We start from the raw sequence: 15,425 nt of genomic DNA on the forward strand, positions 1-15,425 counted from the left end.
TCAGTCCTTCGCGGCGTCGACGGCGATCCGCAGATCCAGCGGGAAGTCGATCGGGAACGAGCCGAAGAGCAGCCGAGCGGCGTTCGCGGCCGCCTCCCGCACCGCCTCGGCGACGGCCTCCGCGTGCGGGGCGGGAGTGTGCACGATGATCTCGTCGTGAAGGAAGAAGGCGAGGTGCGCGCGTCGGCCGAACACGGGTCCCGATGCCGCCGCGCCGTCTGCGGCGTCCACCTCGGGCAGGGCCGCGAGGCGGCCGCGCAGGTCGGCGAGCCACGCCGCCGCCCATTCGGCGGCGGTGCCCTGCACGACGAAGTTGCGGGTGAAGCGCCCGCGATCGCGGGCGGAGCGGCGGGCGCGTACGCGGTCTGCCTCCGTCGCGTCGGGAAGCGCGGCGGAGGCCTGGATCTCGCGCCAGGAGGAGGACGGAGGCGGGCTGGAGCGACCGAGCCAGGTCGAGACGACTCCTCCCCGCTCCCCCGTCGCTGCGGCGTCGTCGACCAGTCCCATCGCCCGCGGGTAGGCGCGTCGCAGCGCCGGGACCAGGCGGCCGCTGTCTCCCGTCGTCGCTCCGTACATCGCGCCGAGGACCGCGATCTTGGCCTCCTGGCGGGTCTGGACCACCCCGCTCGCGACGATGCCCTCGTAGAGATCGCGCCCGCGCGCCGCCGACGCGAGCGACTCGTCGGACGCCATCGCCGCGAGCACCCGCGGCTCCAGCTGCGCGACATCGGCCACGACGAGGGTCCACCCCGGATCGGCCCGGACGGCGCGGCGCAGCTGGCGCGGGATCTGGAGTGCGCCGCCCCCGGATGACGCCCATCTGCCCGTCACGACCCCTCCGGGCACGTAGACGGGACGGAACCGGCCGTCGGCGGCCCACTCGTCGAGCCAGGCCCAGCCGTTCGCGCTCATCAGGCGCGTGAGCTTCTTGTAGGCGAGGAGGGGCGCGATGGCGGGGTGATCGTACTCGGCCAACTCCCACCGACTCGTGGATTCGGCGCGCACCCCGACACGGTGAAGGCTGCGCAGGAGCTTCGGGTGCGAGTCCAGACTCGCTGCCGGGTCACCGAGCGCCACGCGCACGGCCGTCGCGAGGTCGCGCACGCGGGCGGGGAGCTCGCCGGGCGCGGGGCGGGCGCCGAGAACGTCCTCGAGGATCGCCTCGTGCGTCCGCCGGTCCCAGGGCAGACCTGCCGTGTTCATCTCCGTCGCCAGGAGCGCGCCGGCGGACTCGGCGGCGATCAACAGCTGCAGACGAGCGGGGTCTGCGCCGTCGCGGAGCGTGCGCTGCTGGCGCCGGAACTCGGCGAGCGCCTCGTCGGGATCGTCGGGCACGCCCGAACGCGCGGTGCCGTCGAGATCGAAGAGTGCGGGTGCGGTGGGTGTCGCGGGCTCGTCCACCGCGACATCCCACACCGTCGCGGCACGCAGCGCGGCCGCATCCGTGACGAGAGCGCTGTCGCGCAGGATCGCGTGCGCGAGCCGCAGGTCATGGCACCGTGCGAGGACGGCGCCGGCGCGGAGCGCCCGCGGATACCAGCGTGTCGTGTCGGACCAGACCCACCGGGTGAGCGGGTCGTCGTCCCACCACGCGTCGAGCGTGCGGCGCTCGACGTGCTGGACATCGAGGTCTGCACCGATCGTGGTGACGACCGCCTGCTCGCCCGACGTCGTGACCAGGCGCCAGCGCGGCGTGCTCCGTGCCGCGCTGGTGGCGTTCACAGCCCCGATTCGTCGGTGCGCACGAGGATGCCGCCGCACTCGGGGCACTGGACGACGTCGTCGTCGGCGGCCTGGCGGATCGTCTGCAGATCGGTGCCCGCGAGCACCATGTTGCACCCCTCGCACGTGCGGCGGCGGAGCAGTCCGGCGCCGACACCGCGAGCGGACAGGCGCTCGTACAGCGCGAGCAGATCCGCGGGCACACGGGCGGCGATGGCGGCGCGGTCGCGGGTGGCGGCCTCGCTGCGCGCGGTCGCGGCGGCGACGCTCTCCTTCGCGGCGGCGCTCAGTCGCCCGCCCTCCTCGTTCACGGCGGCGATGGCCGCCTCCTGCGCCGCGACGGCGGCTTCGGCGGCCTCGAGCCGCTCCATCAGCTCGAGCTCGGCATCCTCGAGGTCGCTCTTGCGCTTCGCGAGCGACGCCAGCTCGTGCTCGAGCCCCTGCGCCTCCTTGGCGTTGGCCGACGCCGCGAGGCGTTCCCGGTCGCGGGCGACACGAGCCTCGACGAGCGCGACATCCGACTCCAGACGCGCCAGCTCGGCGTTCACGTCGTCGCGGGCCCCGAGCAGCGTCGTCAGTTCGGCGGACTGGGCCTGGCGCTGTGCGAGCAGCTCCTGCACACGGCCGGCCTGCTCCGGGTTGCGGCGGGCATGCTCAGCGTGCTGGATCGCGGCGTCGAGCGTCGCGAGTTCGAGCAGGAGCTGCTGGTCGGCGGGTCGTGACTTCACCGTCCCAACCTACCGCTCCCGACGCAGGGGCGTTCCGGTCGGCGCGGACGTCGCACTAGCATGTTCACCCTGACCGCAGTGCTGCGCACCGTGCTCTGCGGATCCTCAGAGGAGGCGCCATGAGCGTGATGCGCACGAAGTCCATCGAGCGATCGATCGCCGACACGGAGGAACCGGAGTTCCGGCTGCGAAAGTCGCTCTCCGCGCTCGACCTGACCGTCTTCGGGGTCGGCGTGGTGATCGGCGCCGGCATCTTCACCCTGACCGGCCGTGCCGCCCACGAGGTCGCCGGACCCGCGGTGGTCGTCAGCTTCATCGTGGCGGCGGTCGCCTGCGCTCTCGCGGCGATGTGCTACGCCGAGTTCGCATCGACGGTTCCGGTGTCGGGCTCCGCGTACACGTTCTCGTACGCCTCGCTCGGCGAGCTGTTCGCCTGGATCATCGGATGGGACCTCATCCTCGAGATGTTCCTCGGCGCGAGCGTGGTCGCCCAGGGGTGGAGCGCGTACCTCGGCGTGCTCCTCGGCCAGCTCGGCATCCCCTTGCCGGAGGCCATCGGCTACGGCGGCGTGGTCGATGTCATGGCGATCCTCCTGGTCATCGTCCTCGGCATCCTCATGACGATCGGCATCCGCGAGTCCATGCGTGTCAACCTCGTGCTCGTCGGGGTGAAGCTCTTCATCGTCCTGTTCGTGATCGTCGCCGGGATCATGTTCATCAACCCCGCCAACTACACGCCGTTCGTCCCGGATGCCACGCCGCGCGAGGCGGCGACGGGTCTCATGCAGCCGCTGCTCCAGTTCCTCTCCGGCTCGGCGCCGATGGCGTTCGGCGTGGGCGGCATCTTCGCGGGCGCGGCCCTCGTCTTCTTCGCCTACATCGGCTTCGACGTCGTCGCCACGACGGCCGAGGAGACGAAGAACCCGCAGCGTGACCTCCCGATCGGCATCATCGCGTCGCTCGTGATCTGCACTGTTCTCTACTGCGCCGTCGCGCTCGTCGTGACCGGCATGGTGCGCTACGACGAGCTCGACCCCGCCGCCGCCCTCGCGAACGCGTTCACGCATCACGGCCAGGCCTGGATGGCCACGGTCATCTCCGCCGGAGCGGTGGCCGGCCTCACCACCGTCGTGCTGACGCTCATGATCGGTGCGACGCGCATCATCTTCGCGATGTCGCGCGACGGTCTGCTCCCCCAGCGGCTCGCCAAGGTGCACCCCACCCGACGGACCCCCTGGGTGATCTCCATCGTGGTCACCGTGATCGTCGCCGTCGTCGCCGGACTGACCCCCATCGGTGTGCTCGAGGAGATGGTGAACATCGGCACGCTGTCGGCCTTCGTGCTGGTGTCGGTCGGTGTGGTCGTGCTGCGGCGCACCCGCCCCGACCTCAAGCGCGGCTTCCGGGTGCCCGGCAACCCGGTGCTTCCGCTCCTTTCGGCGCTCATCTGCGTCTACCTGATGCTGAACCTGACGGTGGAGACCTGGCTGCGGTTCCTCATCTGGCTCGTCATCGGGTTCGTGGTCTACTTCGCCTACTCCCGCGGTCATTCCCGACTGGGCAAGGACGACGGGATGTACCTCAATCCCGCCGAGCCGCGTGTCGTCGGGCGCGACGGCTGACCGCAGCCCCTCCTCATAGACTGAGGGGGTCAGGGCCTTTAGCTCAGCTGGTAGAGCGCCACGTTTACACCGTGGATGTCGTCGGTTCGATCCCGGCAGGGCCCACTCGCGTCCCGCGCGGTCCACCCCATCGCGATGTGACTAGGCTGATCCAGGACGCGTTGTCGACGCTGCACAAAGCCGCGCGCATCCCAAGCCCCATCCCTGGCACGATCTGCCAGACGACGAAAGGTGTCTCGTGACGGTCAACGATCAGGATCCGTACTCTCAGGGACCGCAGGACAGCGACCCCGAAGAGACGCACGAGTGGCAGGAATCGCTGCAGCAGCTCGTCGACAGCAAGGGGGCGGGGCGCGGTCGCGAGATCATGCTCAGCCTGCTGAACAAGTCGCACGAGCTGCAGCTGAACGTGCCCCAGGTCCCCACGACCGACTACATCAACACGATCGCGCCGGAGAACGAGCCCGCCTTCCCCGGTGACGAGGAGATGGAGCGTCGCTACCGCCGGTGGATCCGCTGGAACGCCGCGCTCACCGTGCACCGTGCTCAGCGCCCCGGTATCGGCGTCGGCGGACACATCTCGACCTACGCGTCGTCCGCGTCGCTGTACGAAGTCGGCTTCAACCACTTCTTCCGCGGCCTCGATGACCCCACGGGCGGCGACCAGATCTTCATCCAGGGCCACGCCTCCCCCGGCATCTACGCCCGCTCCTTCCTCGAGGGGCGTCTGTCGGCCGACCAGCTCGACGGTTTCCGTCAGGAGAAGTCGAAGGCACCGCTGGGCATCCCGTCGTACCCGCACCCGCGGCTCATGCCCGAGTACTGGCAGTTCCCGACCGTGTCGATGGGTCTCGGACCCATCAACGCGATCTACCAGGCGATGACCAACAAGTACCTCACCAACCGCGGGATCAAGGACCTCTCGGGCTCGCGCGTCTGGGCCTTCCTCGGCGACGGTGAGATGGACGAGGTCGAGAGCCGCGGACAGCTCCAGGTCGCGGCCAACGAGGGTCTGGACAACCTCACCTTCGTGGTGAACTGCAACCTCCAGCGCCTCGACGGACCGGTGCGCGGCAACGGTAAGATCATCCAGGAGCTCGAGGCGTTCTTCCGCGGCGCGGGCTGGAACGTCATCAAGGTCGTCTGGGGCCGCGGCTGGGACGACCTGCTCCAGGTCGACACCGACGGTGCTCTCGTGCGCCTCATGAACACGACGCCGGACGGCGACTTCCAGACCTATCGCGCGGAGGACGGCAAGTTCATCCGCGACCACTTCTTCGGCCGCGACGAGCGCACCGCCGCCATGGTGAAGGACTGGTCGGACGAAGACATCTGGGGCAAGCTGCGCCGCGGTGGCCTGGACTACCAGAAGCTCTACGCCGCCTACAAGGCCGCCACCGAGCACAAGGGCCAGCCCACGGTCATCCTCGCGAAGACCATCAAGGGATACGGTCTCGGTCACCACTTCGAGGGGCGCAACGCGACCCACCAGATGAAGAAGATGACGCTCGACGACCTCAAGCACTTCCGCGACTCGATGCGCATCCCGGTCTCCGACGCCCAGCTCGAGGAGAACCCCTACGCCCCGCCGTACTTCCACCCGGGCATGGAGGACGACACCATCCAGTACATGGTGGAGAAGCGTCGCGCCCTCGGCGGGTTCCTGCCGGAGCGCCGCACCCACCACGTGCCGATCAGCCTGCCCGACGACAGCGCCTACGCGCTGCCGAAGAAGGGCTCCGGCACGCAGGAGGTCGCCACGACGATGGCCTTCGTCCGCCTGCTGAAGGACCTGCTGCGCTCGAAGGACTTCGGCAACCGCATCGTCCCGATCATCCCGGACGAGGCGCGCACCTTCGGTCTCGACGCGTTCTTCCCGACCGCGAAGATCTACAACCCGAACGGTCAGAACTACACCTCGGTCGACCGTGAGCTCCTCCTCGCCTACAAGGAGAGCCCGCAGGGGCAGATCATGCACGTCGGCATCAACGAGGCGGGTGCGGTCGCCGCCTTCACCGGCACGGGCACCTCGTACGCCACGCACGGCGAGCCGCTGATCCCGGTCTACATCTTCTACTCGATGTTCGGCTTCCAGCGCACCGGCGACGCGCAGTGGGCGGCGGCGGACCAGATGGCCCGCGGCTTCATCATGGGCGCGACGGCCGGTCGCACCACGCTGACCGGTGAGGGCCTCCAGCACGCCGACGGCCACTCGCACCTGCTGGCCTCGACGAACCCCGCCACCGTGTCGTACGACCCGGCGTACGGGTACGAGATCGCCCACATCGTGCGCTCCGGCCTGGACCGCATGTACGGCGGCAACCACCCCGACCCCAACGTGATGTACTACATCACCCTCTACAACGAGCCGCTGGTGCAGCCGGCCGAGCCCGAGGGCGTCGACGTCGACGGCATCGTCCGCGGCATCCACCGTATCTCCGAGGGCTCCGGCGAGGGTCACCGCGTGCAGCTGCTCGCGTCGGGCGTCGGCGTGCCGTGGGTGCTCGAGGCGCAGCAGCTGCTGCGCGACGACTGGGGTGTGGCCGCCGACGTCTGGTCGGTCACGAGCTGGACGGAGCTGCGCCGCGACGGTCTCGCCGCCGACGAGCACAACTTCCTCAACCCGCTCGCCGAGCCGCGTACCGCGTACCTGACCGAGAAGCTCCGCGACACCGCGGGTCCGGTGCTGGGCGTGAGCGACTACATGCACGCGGTCCAGGACCAGATCCGCGAGTGGGTGCCCCGTCGGTACGTGACGCTGGGTGCCGACGGCTTCGGCTTCTCCGACACCCGTGCCGCGGCGCGTCGCTTCTTCAAGATCGACGGCCCGTCGATCGTGGTCCGCGCGCTGCAGGCGCTGGCCGAGGAAGGACTCGTCGACCGCTCGCTGTCCGCCCAGGCGATCGAGAAGTACCGTCTGCACGACGTGACGGCCGGAACGACCGGGAACGCCGGCGGCGAGAGCTGACCGGTTCGATGCCCGCCCGCCCCACACCTCAGGAGAAGGCGGAGACACTCGCGTGGCTCCGCCGCATCTCCGGGGACCTGGCCACGGCGACCATCAAGCGACTCGAAGACTCGCTGCCGTGGTATGCCGACATGCCGCCGGCACGCCGGTCGGCCGTGGGCCTCGTGGCGCAGGCGGGCATCGCCTCGTTCATCCAGTGGTACGAGGATCCGGGCTCCACGCCCTGGATCGCCGCCGACATCTTCGCCGCAGCCCCCCGTGAACTGCTGCGCAGCGTCAGCCTGACGCAGACGCTGCAGCTCATCCGGGTGACCGTCGCCGTCACCGAGGAGCGCGTCGCGGGCCGCGCGGAGGACCTGCGCGAGAGCATCCTGCTGTTCTCCCGGGAGGTCGCGTTCGCGTCGGCCGACGTCTACGCGCGGGCCGCAGAGGCCCGCGGGCTCTGGGACGCGCGACTCGAAGCGCTCGTCGTCGACTCGATCCTCACGGGCGAGGCCGACGAGGAGCTGCCGAGCCGTATCGCCGCGCTCGGCTGGCACGGCCACGGAGAGGTCGCCGTGCTCGTGGGTACGACGCCCCCGCAGCTGGATGTCGATCATCTGCGGCGGCTCGCGCGCAAGCTCGGCGTCGACGTGCTCATCGGCGTGCAGGGGTCGCGCCTCGTGCTGGTGATCGGGCGTGCGGTACTGCCCGGACGCGAGCCGGTGAGCGACGAGCTGCCGTTCCCCGAGATCGCACGACGGCTGGAGCCCGGCTTCGGTCCCGGCCACCTCGTCCTCGGTCCCACGGTGCCCGCGCTGGTGGATGCCGGGCTGAGTGCGCGCGCGGCGCTGGCGGGGTTCGCCGTCGCCGGGGCATGGCGTCACGCCCCGCGTCCGGTCGAGGCCGACGATCTGCTGCCCGAGCGTGCGCTGGCCGGCGACGCCATGGCGAAGGCGACCCTCGTCGAGCGGATCTACCGTCCGCTGCAGGCGCACTCCGCCGATCTCGTCACGACACTCTGGAGCTACCTCGACAACGGGCGCTCCCTCGAGGCGACGGCGCGCGAGCTGTTCGTCCACCCGAACACCGTGCGGTACCGCCTCAAGCGCGTCTCGGACGTCATCGGCTGGGATGCGACCGGGCCGCGAGAGGCGCTCATCCTGCAGACGGCCCTCATCATCGGGTCGATCGGCACCGAGGCGACGCGCCGTCGGGGAAGCGCGGCGCGACGCCCCTCTCGCACCGACTGACATCCCACCGTCCCGGTGCTGTTATCGATCGGATACAAAGCAATCCGCGTTTGTTGTGACGTGTTCGCCAGCGCGGCGGCGCAGAAGTTGGAAGGATAGGCACGTGATCATCACCGTCTTCCCCGGGCAGGGCTCACAGACCCCCGGGTTCCTCGCTCCGTGGCTCGAGCTCGACGGGGTCCGCGAGCGCGTCGAGCGGTACGCGGAGGAGGCGGACGTCGACCTCCTCGCGGCCGGCACCGAATGGGACGCCGACCGCATCCGCGACACGAGCGTCGCGCAGCCGCTGATCGTCGCGGCGAGCCTGGTCTCGTACGCCGCTCTGCAGGAGGCCGCGGCCACCGCGCCCGGCGGTGTCGCCGGCCACTCCGTGGGTGAGATCGCGGCTCTCGTCGCGGCGGGAGTGCTCACGGACGACGACGGGATGCGTCTCGTCGGTCTTCGGGGACGAGCGATGGCCGATGCGGCTGCGCGCGAGCACACCGGGATGAGCGCCGTTCTCGGCGGTGACCGCGACGCGGTCCTCGCCCTCCTCGATGAGCTGGGCCTCACCCCGGCCAACCACAACGGTGCCGGACAGATCGTGGCGGCCGGCGCGCTGGACGCGCTGGCGGAACTCGCGGCCCACCCGGTCGCGGGAAGCCGCGTCATCGCGCTGCAGGTGGCGGGCGCCTTCCACACCTCGTACATGGCCCCCGCGGTCGAGTCGTTGCGCGCCGCCGCCGCAGAGGTGACGGCATCCGACCCGACCGTCGCCCTCTGGACCAACCGAGACGGTGCGCGGGTCGTGGCAGGTCGTGAGGCTCTCGACCTGCTCGTCGCACAGGTCTCCTCCCCCGTCCGCTGGGACCTGTGCATGGACGCGTTCTCGGCTGCGGGCGTGACCGGCATCATCGAGCTCGCCCCGGCCGGCACCCTCACGGGTCTCGCCAAGCGAGCCCTGCGCGGCGTGCCGACCGTGGCCGTGAAGACACCCGACGACCTCGCGGCTGCGGCCGCCCTGCTGACAGGAGGCGACGCGTGACCGACGCGCCCACCCGACCCGCCCTCGTCCAGTCGACGGGGCCGGCCCACACGCGCATCTACGCCTACGGCGCGGCGCGCGGCGAGAACGCCGTTCCCAATGACGATCTCGTCGGTCCCATCGACTCCAGCGACGAGTGGATCCGTCAGCGCACCGGCATCGTCACGCGTGTGCGGGCGGATGCCGCCACCACCGCGATCGACCTGGCATCCGACGCAGCGGCCGAAGCTGTCGCCACCGCGGGGATCGACCCTGCGCTCATCGACGCCGTGATCGTCGCGACGATCTCCAACCCGAAGCAGACCCCCTCGGTGTCGGCGATCGTGGCCGACCGGATCGGCGCGAACCCCGCGGCGGCGTACGACCTCAACGCCGCCTGCGCCGGCTTCGCCTACGGCGTCGCGCAGGCCGACGCGCTCATCCGCGCGGGCTCGGCGCACTACGCGGTCGTGGTGGGCGCCGAGAAGCTGAGCGACATCGTCGACCCGACCGACCGGTCCATCTCGTTCCTCCTGGGCGATGGCGCCGGTGCGGCCGTCGTCGGACCGAGCGACTTCCCCGGCATCGGACCGACCGTCTGGGGCTCGGACGGCTCGAAGGCCGAGGCCGTGGGCATGAACCACACCCTCGTCGAGTTCCGCGACGGCCAGTCGCCGTGGCCGACGCTGCGCCAGGAGGGTCCGACGGTCTTCCGCTGGGCCGTCTGGGAGATGGTGAAGGTCGCTCGGCAGGCGCTCGAGGTCGCCGGAGTGCAGGCCTCCGATCTGGCGGCCTTCGTGCCGCACCAGGCCAACATGCGCATCATCGACGAGTTCGCCAAGCAGCTGAAGCTGCCCGAGACGGTCGTCATCGGCCGCGACATCGAGACCACCGGCAACACGTCGGCGGCATCCATCCCGCTCGCCACGCACCGCCTGCTCGTCGAGCACCCGGAGCTGTCGGGCGGACTCGCCCTGCAGATCGGTTTCGGCGCCGGGCTCGTGTTCGGCGCCCAGGTCGTCGTCCTGCCCTGACGGCCCGAGATCCGCGGGCGCGGCGGCCGCCGCACCTAGACTGAACGTCGGCCCCGCAGGGCCGGTGAAACCCCGATAAACAAGGAGAATCCCATGGCATTCAGCAACGACGAGGTCCTCGCAGGGCTCGCCGAACTCATCACGGACGAGACCGGCATCTCGGCGGACGAGGTCGCGCTGGAGAAGTCGTTCACCGACGACCTCGACATCGACTCGATCTCGATGATGACGATCGTCGTCAACGCCGAGGAGAAGTTCGGTGTCACCATCCCCGACGAAGAGGTCAAGAACCTCAAGACCGTCGGCGACGCCGTCACCTTCATCACCACCAACCAGGCCTGACCTCAGGCCTCGCCACCTGCACCCCGGTGGGGGCCTGAGCGCCCCCACCGGAGCAACGAGGAGACCATGAGCATTCCCCGAATCGTCGTCACCGGCATCGGCGCCTCCAGCCCCATCGGTGGGACCGCGCCGGAGAGCTGGTCCGCGCTGCTGGGTGGCGCCTCCGGCGCGCGCACGCTCGAGTACGACTGGGTCGAGCAGTACAACCTTCCCGTCACGTTCGCCGCGCAGGCCGCCGTCCGCCCCGACACCGTGCTGGAACGGCCGATCGCCAAGCGTCTCGACCCGTCCTCGCAGTTCGCGCTCGTCGCGGCCATGGAGGCGTGGGCGGATGCCGGAAGCCCGGAGGTCGACCCGGAACGCCTGGGAGTCGACTTCGCGACCGGGATCGGCGGCCTCTGGACGCTGCTCGACGCGTGGGACACGCTGCGCGAGAAGGGCCCGCGTCGCGTGCTGCCGATGACGGTGCCCATGCTCATGCCGAACGCGGCGGCCGGCAACCTGTCGCTGCACTTCGGTGCGCGTGCGTACGCACGTACGGTCGCGAGCGCCTGTGCATCGAGCACCGAGTCGATCGTGAACGCGATCGAGCACCTGCGTGACGGTCTCGCGGATGTCGTGATCGCCGGTGGCACCGAGTCGGTCATCCACCCGGTCACCATCGCGTCGTTCTCGTCGATGCAGGCGCTGTCCAAGCGCAACGACTCCCCCGAGACCGCGTCGCGCCCCGGCAGCATCGATCGCGACGGATTCGTCATGGGCGAGGGCGCGGGCGTCCTGATCCTCGAGACGGAGGAGCACGCCAAGGCGCGCGGAGCGAAGATCTACGCCGCGGTCGTCGGCGGCGGCGTCACGGCCGATTCGTACCACATCACCGCCAACGACCCCGAGGGCACCGGCGCCGCGCGCGCCGTGAACCTCGCGCTCGCGATGGCGGACGCGTCGCCCGACGACGTGACCCACATCAACGCCCACGCCACCTCCACCCCGGTCGGCGATCCGAACGAGTACGTGGCGCTCAAGAGCGTCTTCGGCGACCGGATCGATGAGATCCCCGTGTCGGCGACCAAGGCGTCCACGGGACACCTGCTGGGCGGGACGGGAGCGCTCGAGGCGATCTTCACGATCCTCGCGCTGCGCGACCGTGTCGCACCGCCGACGATCAACCTGACGGAGCAGGACCCTGCGGTCCCCTTCCGCCTGTCGGGCGCGCCGACCCCGCTCGGCGACGGACAGCAGCTCGCGATCAGCAACTCGTTCGGCTTCGGCGGACACAACGCGGTCGCCGCGTTCGCCTCGGTCTGATCCGGCCTCGAGCCGGACGCGAAGACGCCCCCGCATCCTTTCGGATGACGGGGGCGTCTTCGTGTCAGACGAGGATGCGCTGTCTCGGTCTCCGGGAAGCCGTCCGAAGCCGGTACCGGCGCCTCGACTCGTCTGGGCTCAGGGGGTCGGTGCTCAGCCGACCTTGTGGAGCCAGACGACGGGGGCGTCGTCGCTGGCGTGGCGGAACGGCTCGAGCTCTTCGTCCCAGGACGATCCGAGGGCGACCTGGAGCTCGCGCTGCAGGTCGTACGGGTCGCCGGCCGCGATCTCGAGTGCGTAGCGGATGCGGTCCTCGCCGATGACGACGTTGCCCGCGGTGTCGGTCTGGGCGAAGTGGATGCCGAGATCCGGCGTGTGCATCCAGCGACCGCCGTCCGAGCGCGGCGTCGGGTCCTCGCTGACCTCGAAGCGCAGGTGCTCCCAGCCGCGGATCGCGGTGGCGAGAGCGGCGCCGGTGCCGGCGGGGCCCTCCCAGTAGAACTCGGCACGACGGCTGCCGGAGAGCACCGGCTGTTCCGCCCACTCGAAATTGACCGCCCGTCCGAGGGCGCGACCGACAGCCCACTCGAGGTGGGGGCACAGCGCTCGTGGCGCGGAGTGGATGTAGATCACTCCGCGCGCCTGTGGGGTCGACGTGGTCGCCATCGCGATTCTCCGTTTCTTCAGGTACGTCTTCCCCTACGACCTGAGTCCGGATGCATGGCGGCTATGTGGTTGTGCGCCCATTATTGCCGATAACGACGTGGAATCACAACCGTGTCATTGGTAGGGCGGGTGGGACTTGAACTCTCTGCACGCCCGCGCATCGGTGCAGGATCCTCGGCATCACGCGGGAGTTGGGACGGTTTGACCGGGCGTCATACGGGGTCGGCATCGACTGTGGGCAGAATGTGGGCACGCGGCCAGCCGATCCGCTTCGCCTCGCCACCCATCGCATCGGCGAACGAACCGGCGTCGGCGCCGTTCACGATCCAGTCGTCGCCGACCGCGATCTCATACGGCGAGGGGTTCGAGTCCTGCAGCGTCTCAAGCGTGCGGATGGCCGCGTCTCGCAGCCCCTCCGAGTTGTACGTGGTCAGGGGCGCGCCGCTGTCGCAGTCACCCGCGTCCCGAGCGCCGGCCACACTACGCGGCTTGATCGTCTCGCACTGCCCTCCCGCGTCCACGTGGGCCGCCTGCAGCTCACCGAGCCGCGTTGGCGCCTCTTCGACGGCCGGCGCCTGTGACGAAGCTGGCGGCTCGGGTGCCGCCTTCGCGGAGCATCCGGCAAGGATCAGTGCGACGGCGACGAGTGCCGCTCCCCCAAGCTTCTTCACACCGCGAGCATAGAGCGCCGACGACGATGCCGCGCCCGCGCATCCCGCAGGCGATGCACCAGCAGCGGGTCCAGCTCGAGCGCCTCACGCGTGTCGATCGCGCGGCCGAGGAGCTGGTAGTACCTCGCCGGTGTGACGCCGAGCTCGTGGCGGATCGCTTCCTCCTTGCCGCCGGTGTGCGCACCCCACTTCGCTTCGAAGGCGAGCAGGGTGGCGACGGGGAGCATGCTTCCACTCTGCTCTTGGCGTCCGACACCCACCGTGGGATCATCAGCGGCATGGCTGCACGATTCACCATCGGGGACGACGTATTCACCGCGGGGCCTCGCGGAACGATCATCGAGATTCGAGAGGTCGGCCAGACCTACCTCTATGGTGTCGAGTCCACCACCGGGCACGTCGAGTTCTACACGGAACGCGCACTGAAGCTCGCCGCCAGCTCGTAGGCTGGCGGGGTACTGATCGGCTGCTAAACGTGAGGAACACCTGATGGCTGTCGAACTGGACGCCGAGCATTACGAAGCACTCGGCCGCCTCGCTGCAGCCGCGGCTCACCTCGAGAGCGTGGTCGAGAACTTCACCATGGATGCCATCACTCCGGACACCGAAGTCGCTGTTCGCGTTGTCTCGGGGATGCCGTTCGACAGACGAGTGTCGTTACTGAGCCAGCTTCTGGAGACCCGCCTCGGCGTCGGCCACGAAGATCTCAAGCTCGTTCAGACGCTTCTGGACAATGCCAAGAAAGCGATGCAGACCCGCAACCGATATCTGCACGGACTTTGGGCGCTTAACCGCGACGCGGAAACCCAAGTGCGCAACCGCGTACGTAAGACCGGTCGCTTCGAGTCTCTCGACGTGAGCGCTTCGGATGTCCGCCACGAAGCCGATGCCATAACGTCGATCGCTGTCGAGCTTGAGCTCGAGTATCTGGATGTGCTGGTTGATCTCGGCGTCTACGAGCCGATCGAGGCGGGAGTCCTGCGCCGCAGGCAGCCCTACCGGCCTGACCTGCGTTCCAACGGCGTCTGACCCGGCGCGCACACTGGACCGCATGACCGAGTCCGTCCTCCACCCGCTCGTGCACCTCGGCGTGCAGATCAGCAGCCTGTGCAGCCGCGACTAGTACTCCACAGACCCAGTCGTGCACGCCGCGGCCGTCGACGAGATCCGGCGCATCGCGGGCGTGCACACCGACCTGCGTGACCATGAAGTCGGCGTGTGGGTCGGGTACTACGGAGACGAGTACACGAAGACCCGCGCGGCGGCGCTCGTTGATGCGTTCCCCGGATGCGTCGCCCACATCGCGCTCGGTGTGCAGAGGCGCGGAGCGGGAGGGCACCGGACCCCGGAGACGAGCATGCCAGCTGGGATCGGGAAATACGAAGAGCCCCGCGGTCTCTAGCGTCGCTGCAGGGTCGACGTCAGATTCACCAAGGATTCAAACGTGACACTCGTCCGAAACGGCCACTCGACGGGGTCGGGGCCGTACGGCGCGAGAATCTCGACGGCATCCCCGAGCACGTTCATGCGGCTCATTAGCCCCGCCGCGAGTGGGTGCGTGACCATGAAGACGGCTTGTCCAATCCAAAACCATGTGACATGCGAGGGAGCGACGCTCGGTCCGATCAGGAGTCTCTGATGTCGAGAGGGAGAGTCCCAGCGCGGTGTCCCGCGCATCAGCCAGACGACATAGCCAGCGGGCAGCTTCGAGGTGCGTCTGATAGACCGCGCATCCTCTGGGTCGAACGTGGGATCTCCCGGGTCCTGGGTGGTTCTGAGCATGGCAACGACAGTGGCCCAGAGCGCTACGCGTGATCGTTGCTCCTCCTCGAGTCGCGTACGATCGCCAAGTGCCAGCTGAATGACGTCGGATGCCGCATCGTTCTCGATAGCACCCATCCATACTCGGTTGCAGGGGTCGCACGCCCGCTTCACATGCTGGCCGAGCGGGTCCAGAGGGTACTTTCGCGTCCTCACATTGGGTCCGTGCGGCGACGGCCAGATGTCGACTCGATCAATACCCGCGCCGGTTCGCGGGAGAAATCTCCGTATCGCTCGCTGCGCGATGATGTGCGTCTTCGTGAGCGGTCTCCCGCCACAGAAGATGCACACCCGCTGCTCTGGCCCCGACA

The 15,425-nt window shown here is 69.5% G+C and carries 14 protein-coding genes and 1 tRNA gene; 10 read left to right on the forward strand and 5 right to left on the reverse strand.

The annotated features are described in order from the left end of the window. Positions 1 to 1,722, reverse strand: a complete 1,722-nt coding sequence (locus KY498_RS02455) for a bifunctional 3'-5' exonuclease/DNA polymerase (RefSeq protein ID WP_258186429.1) — start codon at positions 1,720 to 1,722, stop codon at positions 1 to 3. Then, entirely contained in the window at positions 1,719 to 2,450 is a 732-nt protein-coding gene (locus tag KY498_RS02460; RefSeq protein WP_061781770.1) for a zinc ribbon domain-containing protein, read from the reverse strand. Before KY498_RS02460 ends, KY498_RS02455 begins: the two co-directional genes overlap by 4 nt. A gap of 119 nt (positions 2,451 to 2,569) precedes the next feature. Between KY498_RS02460 and KY498_RS02465 the strand changes: the two genes are divergently transcribed. From KY498_RS02465 to KY498_RS02500, 8 genes are all read left to right on the forward strand, one after another. Then, positions 2,570 to 4,072, forward strand: a complete 1,503-nt coding sequence (locus KY498_RS02465) for an amino acid permease (protein WP_191008576.1) — start codon at positions 2,570 to 2,572, stop codon at positions 4,070 to 4,072. A 32-nt stretch (positions 4,073 to 4,104) separates the two neighbouring features. Continuing rightward, positions 4,105 to 4,177 (forward strand) — tRNA-Val (locus KY498_RS02470). Positions 4,178 to 4,310: 133 nt separating this feature from the next. Further along, positions 4,311 to 7,040, forward strand: coding sequence for a pyruvate dehydrogenase (acetyl-transferring), homodimeric type (aceE, locus tag KY498_RS02475; RefSeq protein ID WP_191008575.1), 2,730 nt, complete (start codon positions 4,311 to 4,313; stop codon positions 7,038 to 7,040). An 8-nt stretch (positions 7,041 to 7,048) separates the two neighbouring features. Then, positions 7,049 to 8,272: a CdaR family transcriptional regulator gene (locus KY498_RS02480; protein WP_101306320.1), complete on the forward strand. Its 1,224-nt coding sequence runs from the start codon at positions 7,049 to 7,051 to the stop codon at positions 8,270 to 8,272. A gap of 103 nt (positions 8,273 to 8,375) precedes the next feature. Next, positions 8,376 to 9,296: an ACP S-malonyltransferase gene (locus tag KY498_RS02485; RefSeq protein WP_191008574.1), complete on the forward strand. Its 921-nt coding sequence runs from the start codon at positions 8,376 to 8,378 to the stop codon at positions 9,294 to 9,296. Continuing rightward, positions 9,293 to 10,309 carry a beta-ketoacyl-ACP synthase III gene (locus KY498_RS02490; protein ID WP_060958926.1) on the forward strand — a complete coding sequence of 339 codons (1,017 nt, stop codon included), beginning with the start codon at positions 9,293 to 9,295 and terminating at the stop codon, positions 10,307 to 10,309. Before KY498_RS02485 ends, KY498_RS02490 begins: the two co-directional genes overlap by 4 nt. Before the next feature lie 93 nt (positions 10,310 to 10,402). Further along, positions 10,403 to 10,651: an acyl carrier protein gene (locus KY498_RS02495; protein ID WP_005049448.1), complete on the forward strand. Its 249-nt coding sequence runs from the start codon at positions 10,403 to 10,405 to the stop codon at positions 10,649 to 10,651. Positions 10,652 to 10,717: 66 nt separating this feature from the next. Next, positions 10,718 to 11,956 carry a beta-ketoacyl synthase gene (locus KY498_RS02500; RefSeq protein ID WP_060958927.1) on the forward strand — a complete coding sequence of 413 codons (1,239 nt, stop codon included), beginning with the start codon at positions 10,718 to 10,720 and terminating at the stop codon, positions 11,954 to 11,956. Positions 11,957 to 12,109: 153 nt separating this feature from the next. Here KY498_RS02500 and KY498_RS02505 read toward each other — a convergent pair whose 3' ends face one another. From KY498_RS02505 to KY498_RS02515, 3 genes are all read right to left on the reverse strand, one after another. After that, on the reverse strand, positions 12,110 to 12,622 hold the full coding sequence (locus tag KY498_RS02505) for a DUF3145 domain-containing protein (protein WP_101306318.1): 513 nt from the start codon (positions 12,620 to 12,622) through the stop codon (positions 12,110 to 12,112). 212 nt (positions 12,623 to 12,834) lie between these two features. Beyond that, positions 12,835 to 13,293, reverse strand: a complete 459-nt coding sequence (locus KY498_RS02510; protein ID WP_191008573.1) for a hypothetical protein — start codon at positions 13,291 to 13,293, stop codon at positions 12,835 to 12,837. Then, entirely contained in the window at positions 13,290 to 13,520 is a 231-nt protein-coding gene (locus KY498_RS02515) for a DUF3263 domain-containing protein (RefSeq protein ID WP_191008572.1), read from the reverse strand. The genes KY498_RS02510 and KY498_RS02515 overlap by 4 nt, the downstream gene beginning before the upstream one ends. A gap of 51 nt (positions 13,521 to 13,571) precedes the next feature. Here KY498_RS02515 and KY498_RS02520 point away from each other — a divergent pair, with 51 nt between their 5' ends. Further along, entirely contained in the window at positions 13,572 to 13,739 is a 168-nt protein-coding gene (locus tag KY498_RS02520) for a hypothetical protein (protein WP_191008571.1), read from the forward strand. Positions 13,740 to 13,782: 43 nt separating this feature from the next. After that, entirely contained in the window at positions 13,783 to 14,322 is a 540-nt protein-coding gene (locus tag KY498_RS02525) for a hypothetical protein (protein WP_191008570.1), read from the forward strand. Positions 14,323 to 15,425 lie beyond the last annotated feature (1,103 nt).

The sequence above is a fragment of the Microbacterium sp. PAMC21962 genome, assembly GCF_019443465.1.
Taxonomy (GTDB): Bacteria; Actinomycetota; Actinomycetes; order Actinomycetales; family Microbacteriaceae; genus Microbacterium; species Microbacterium hominis.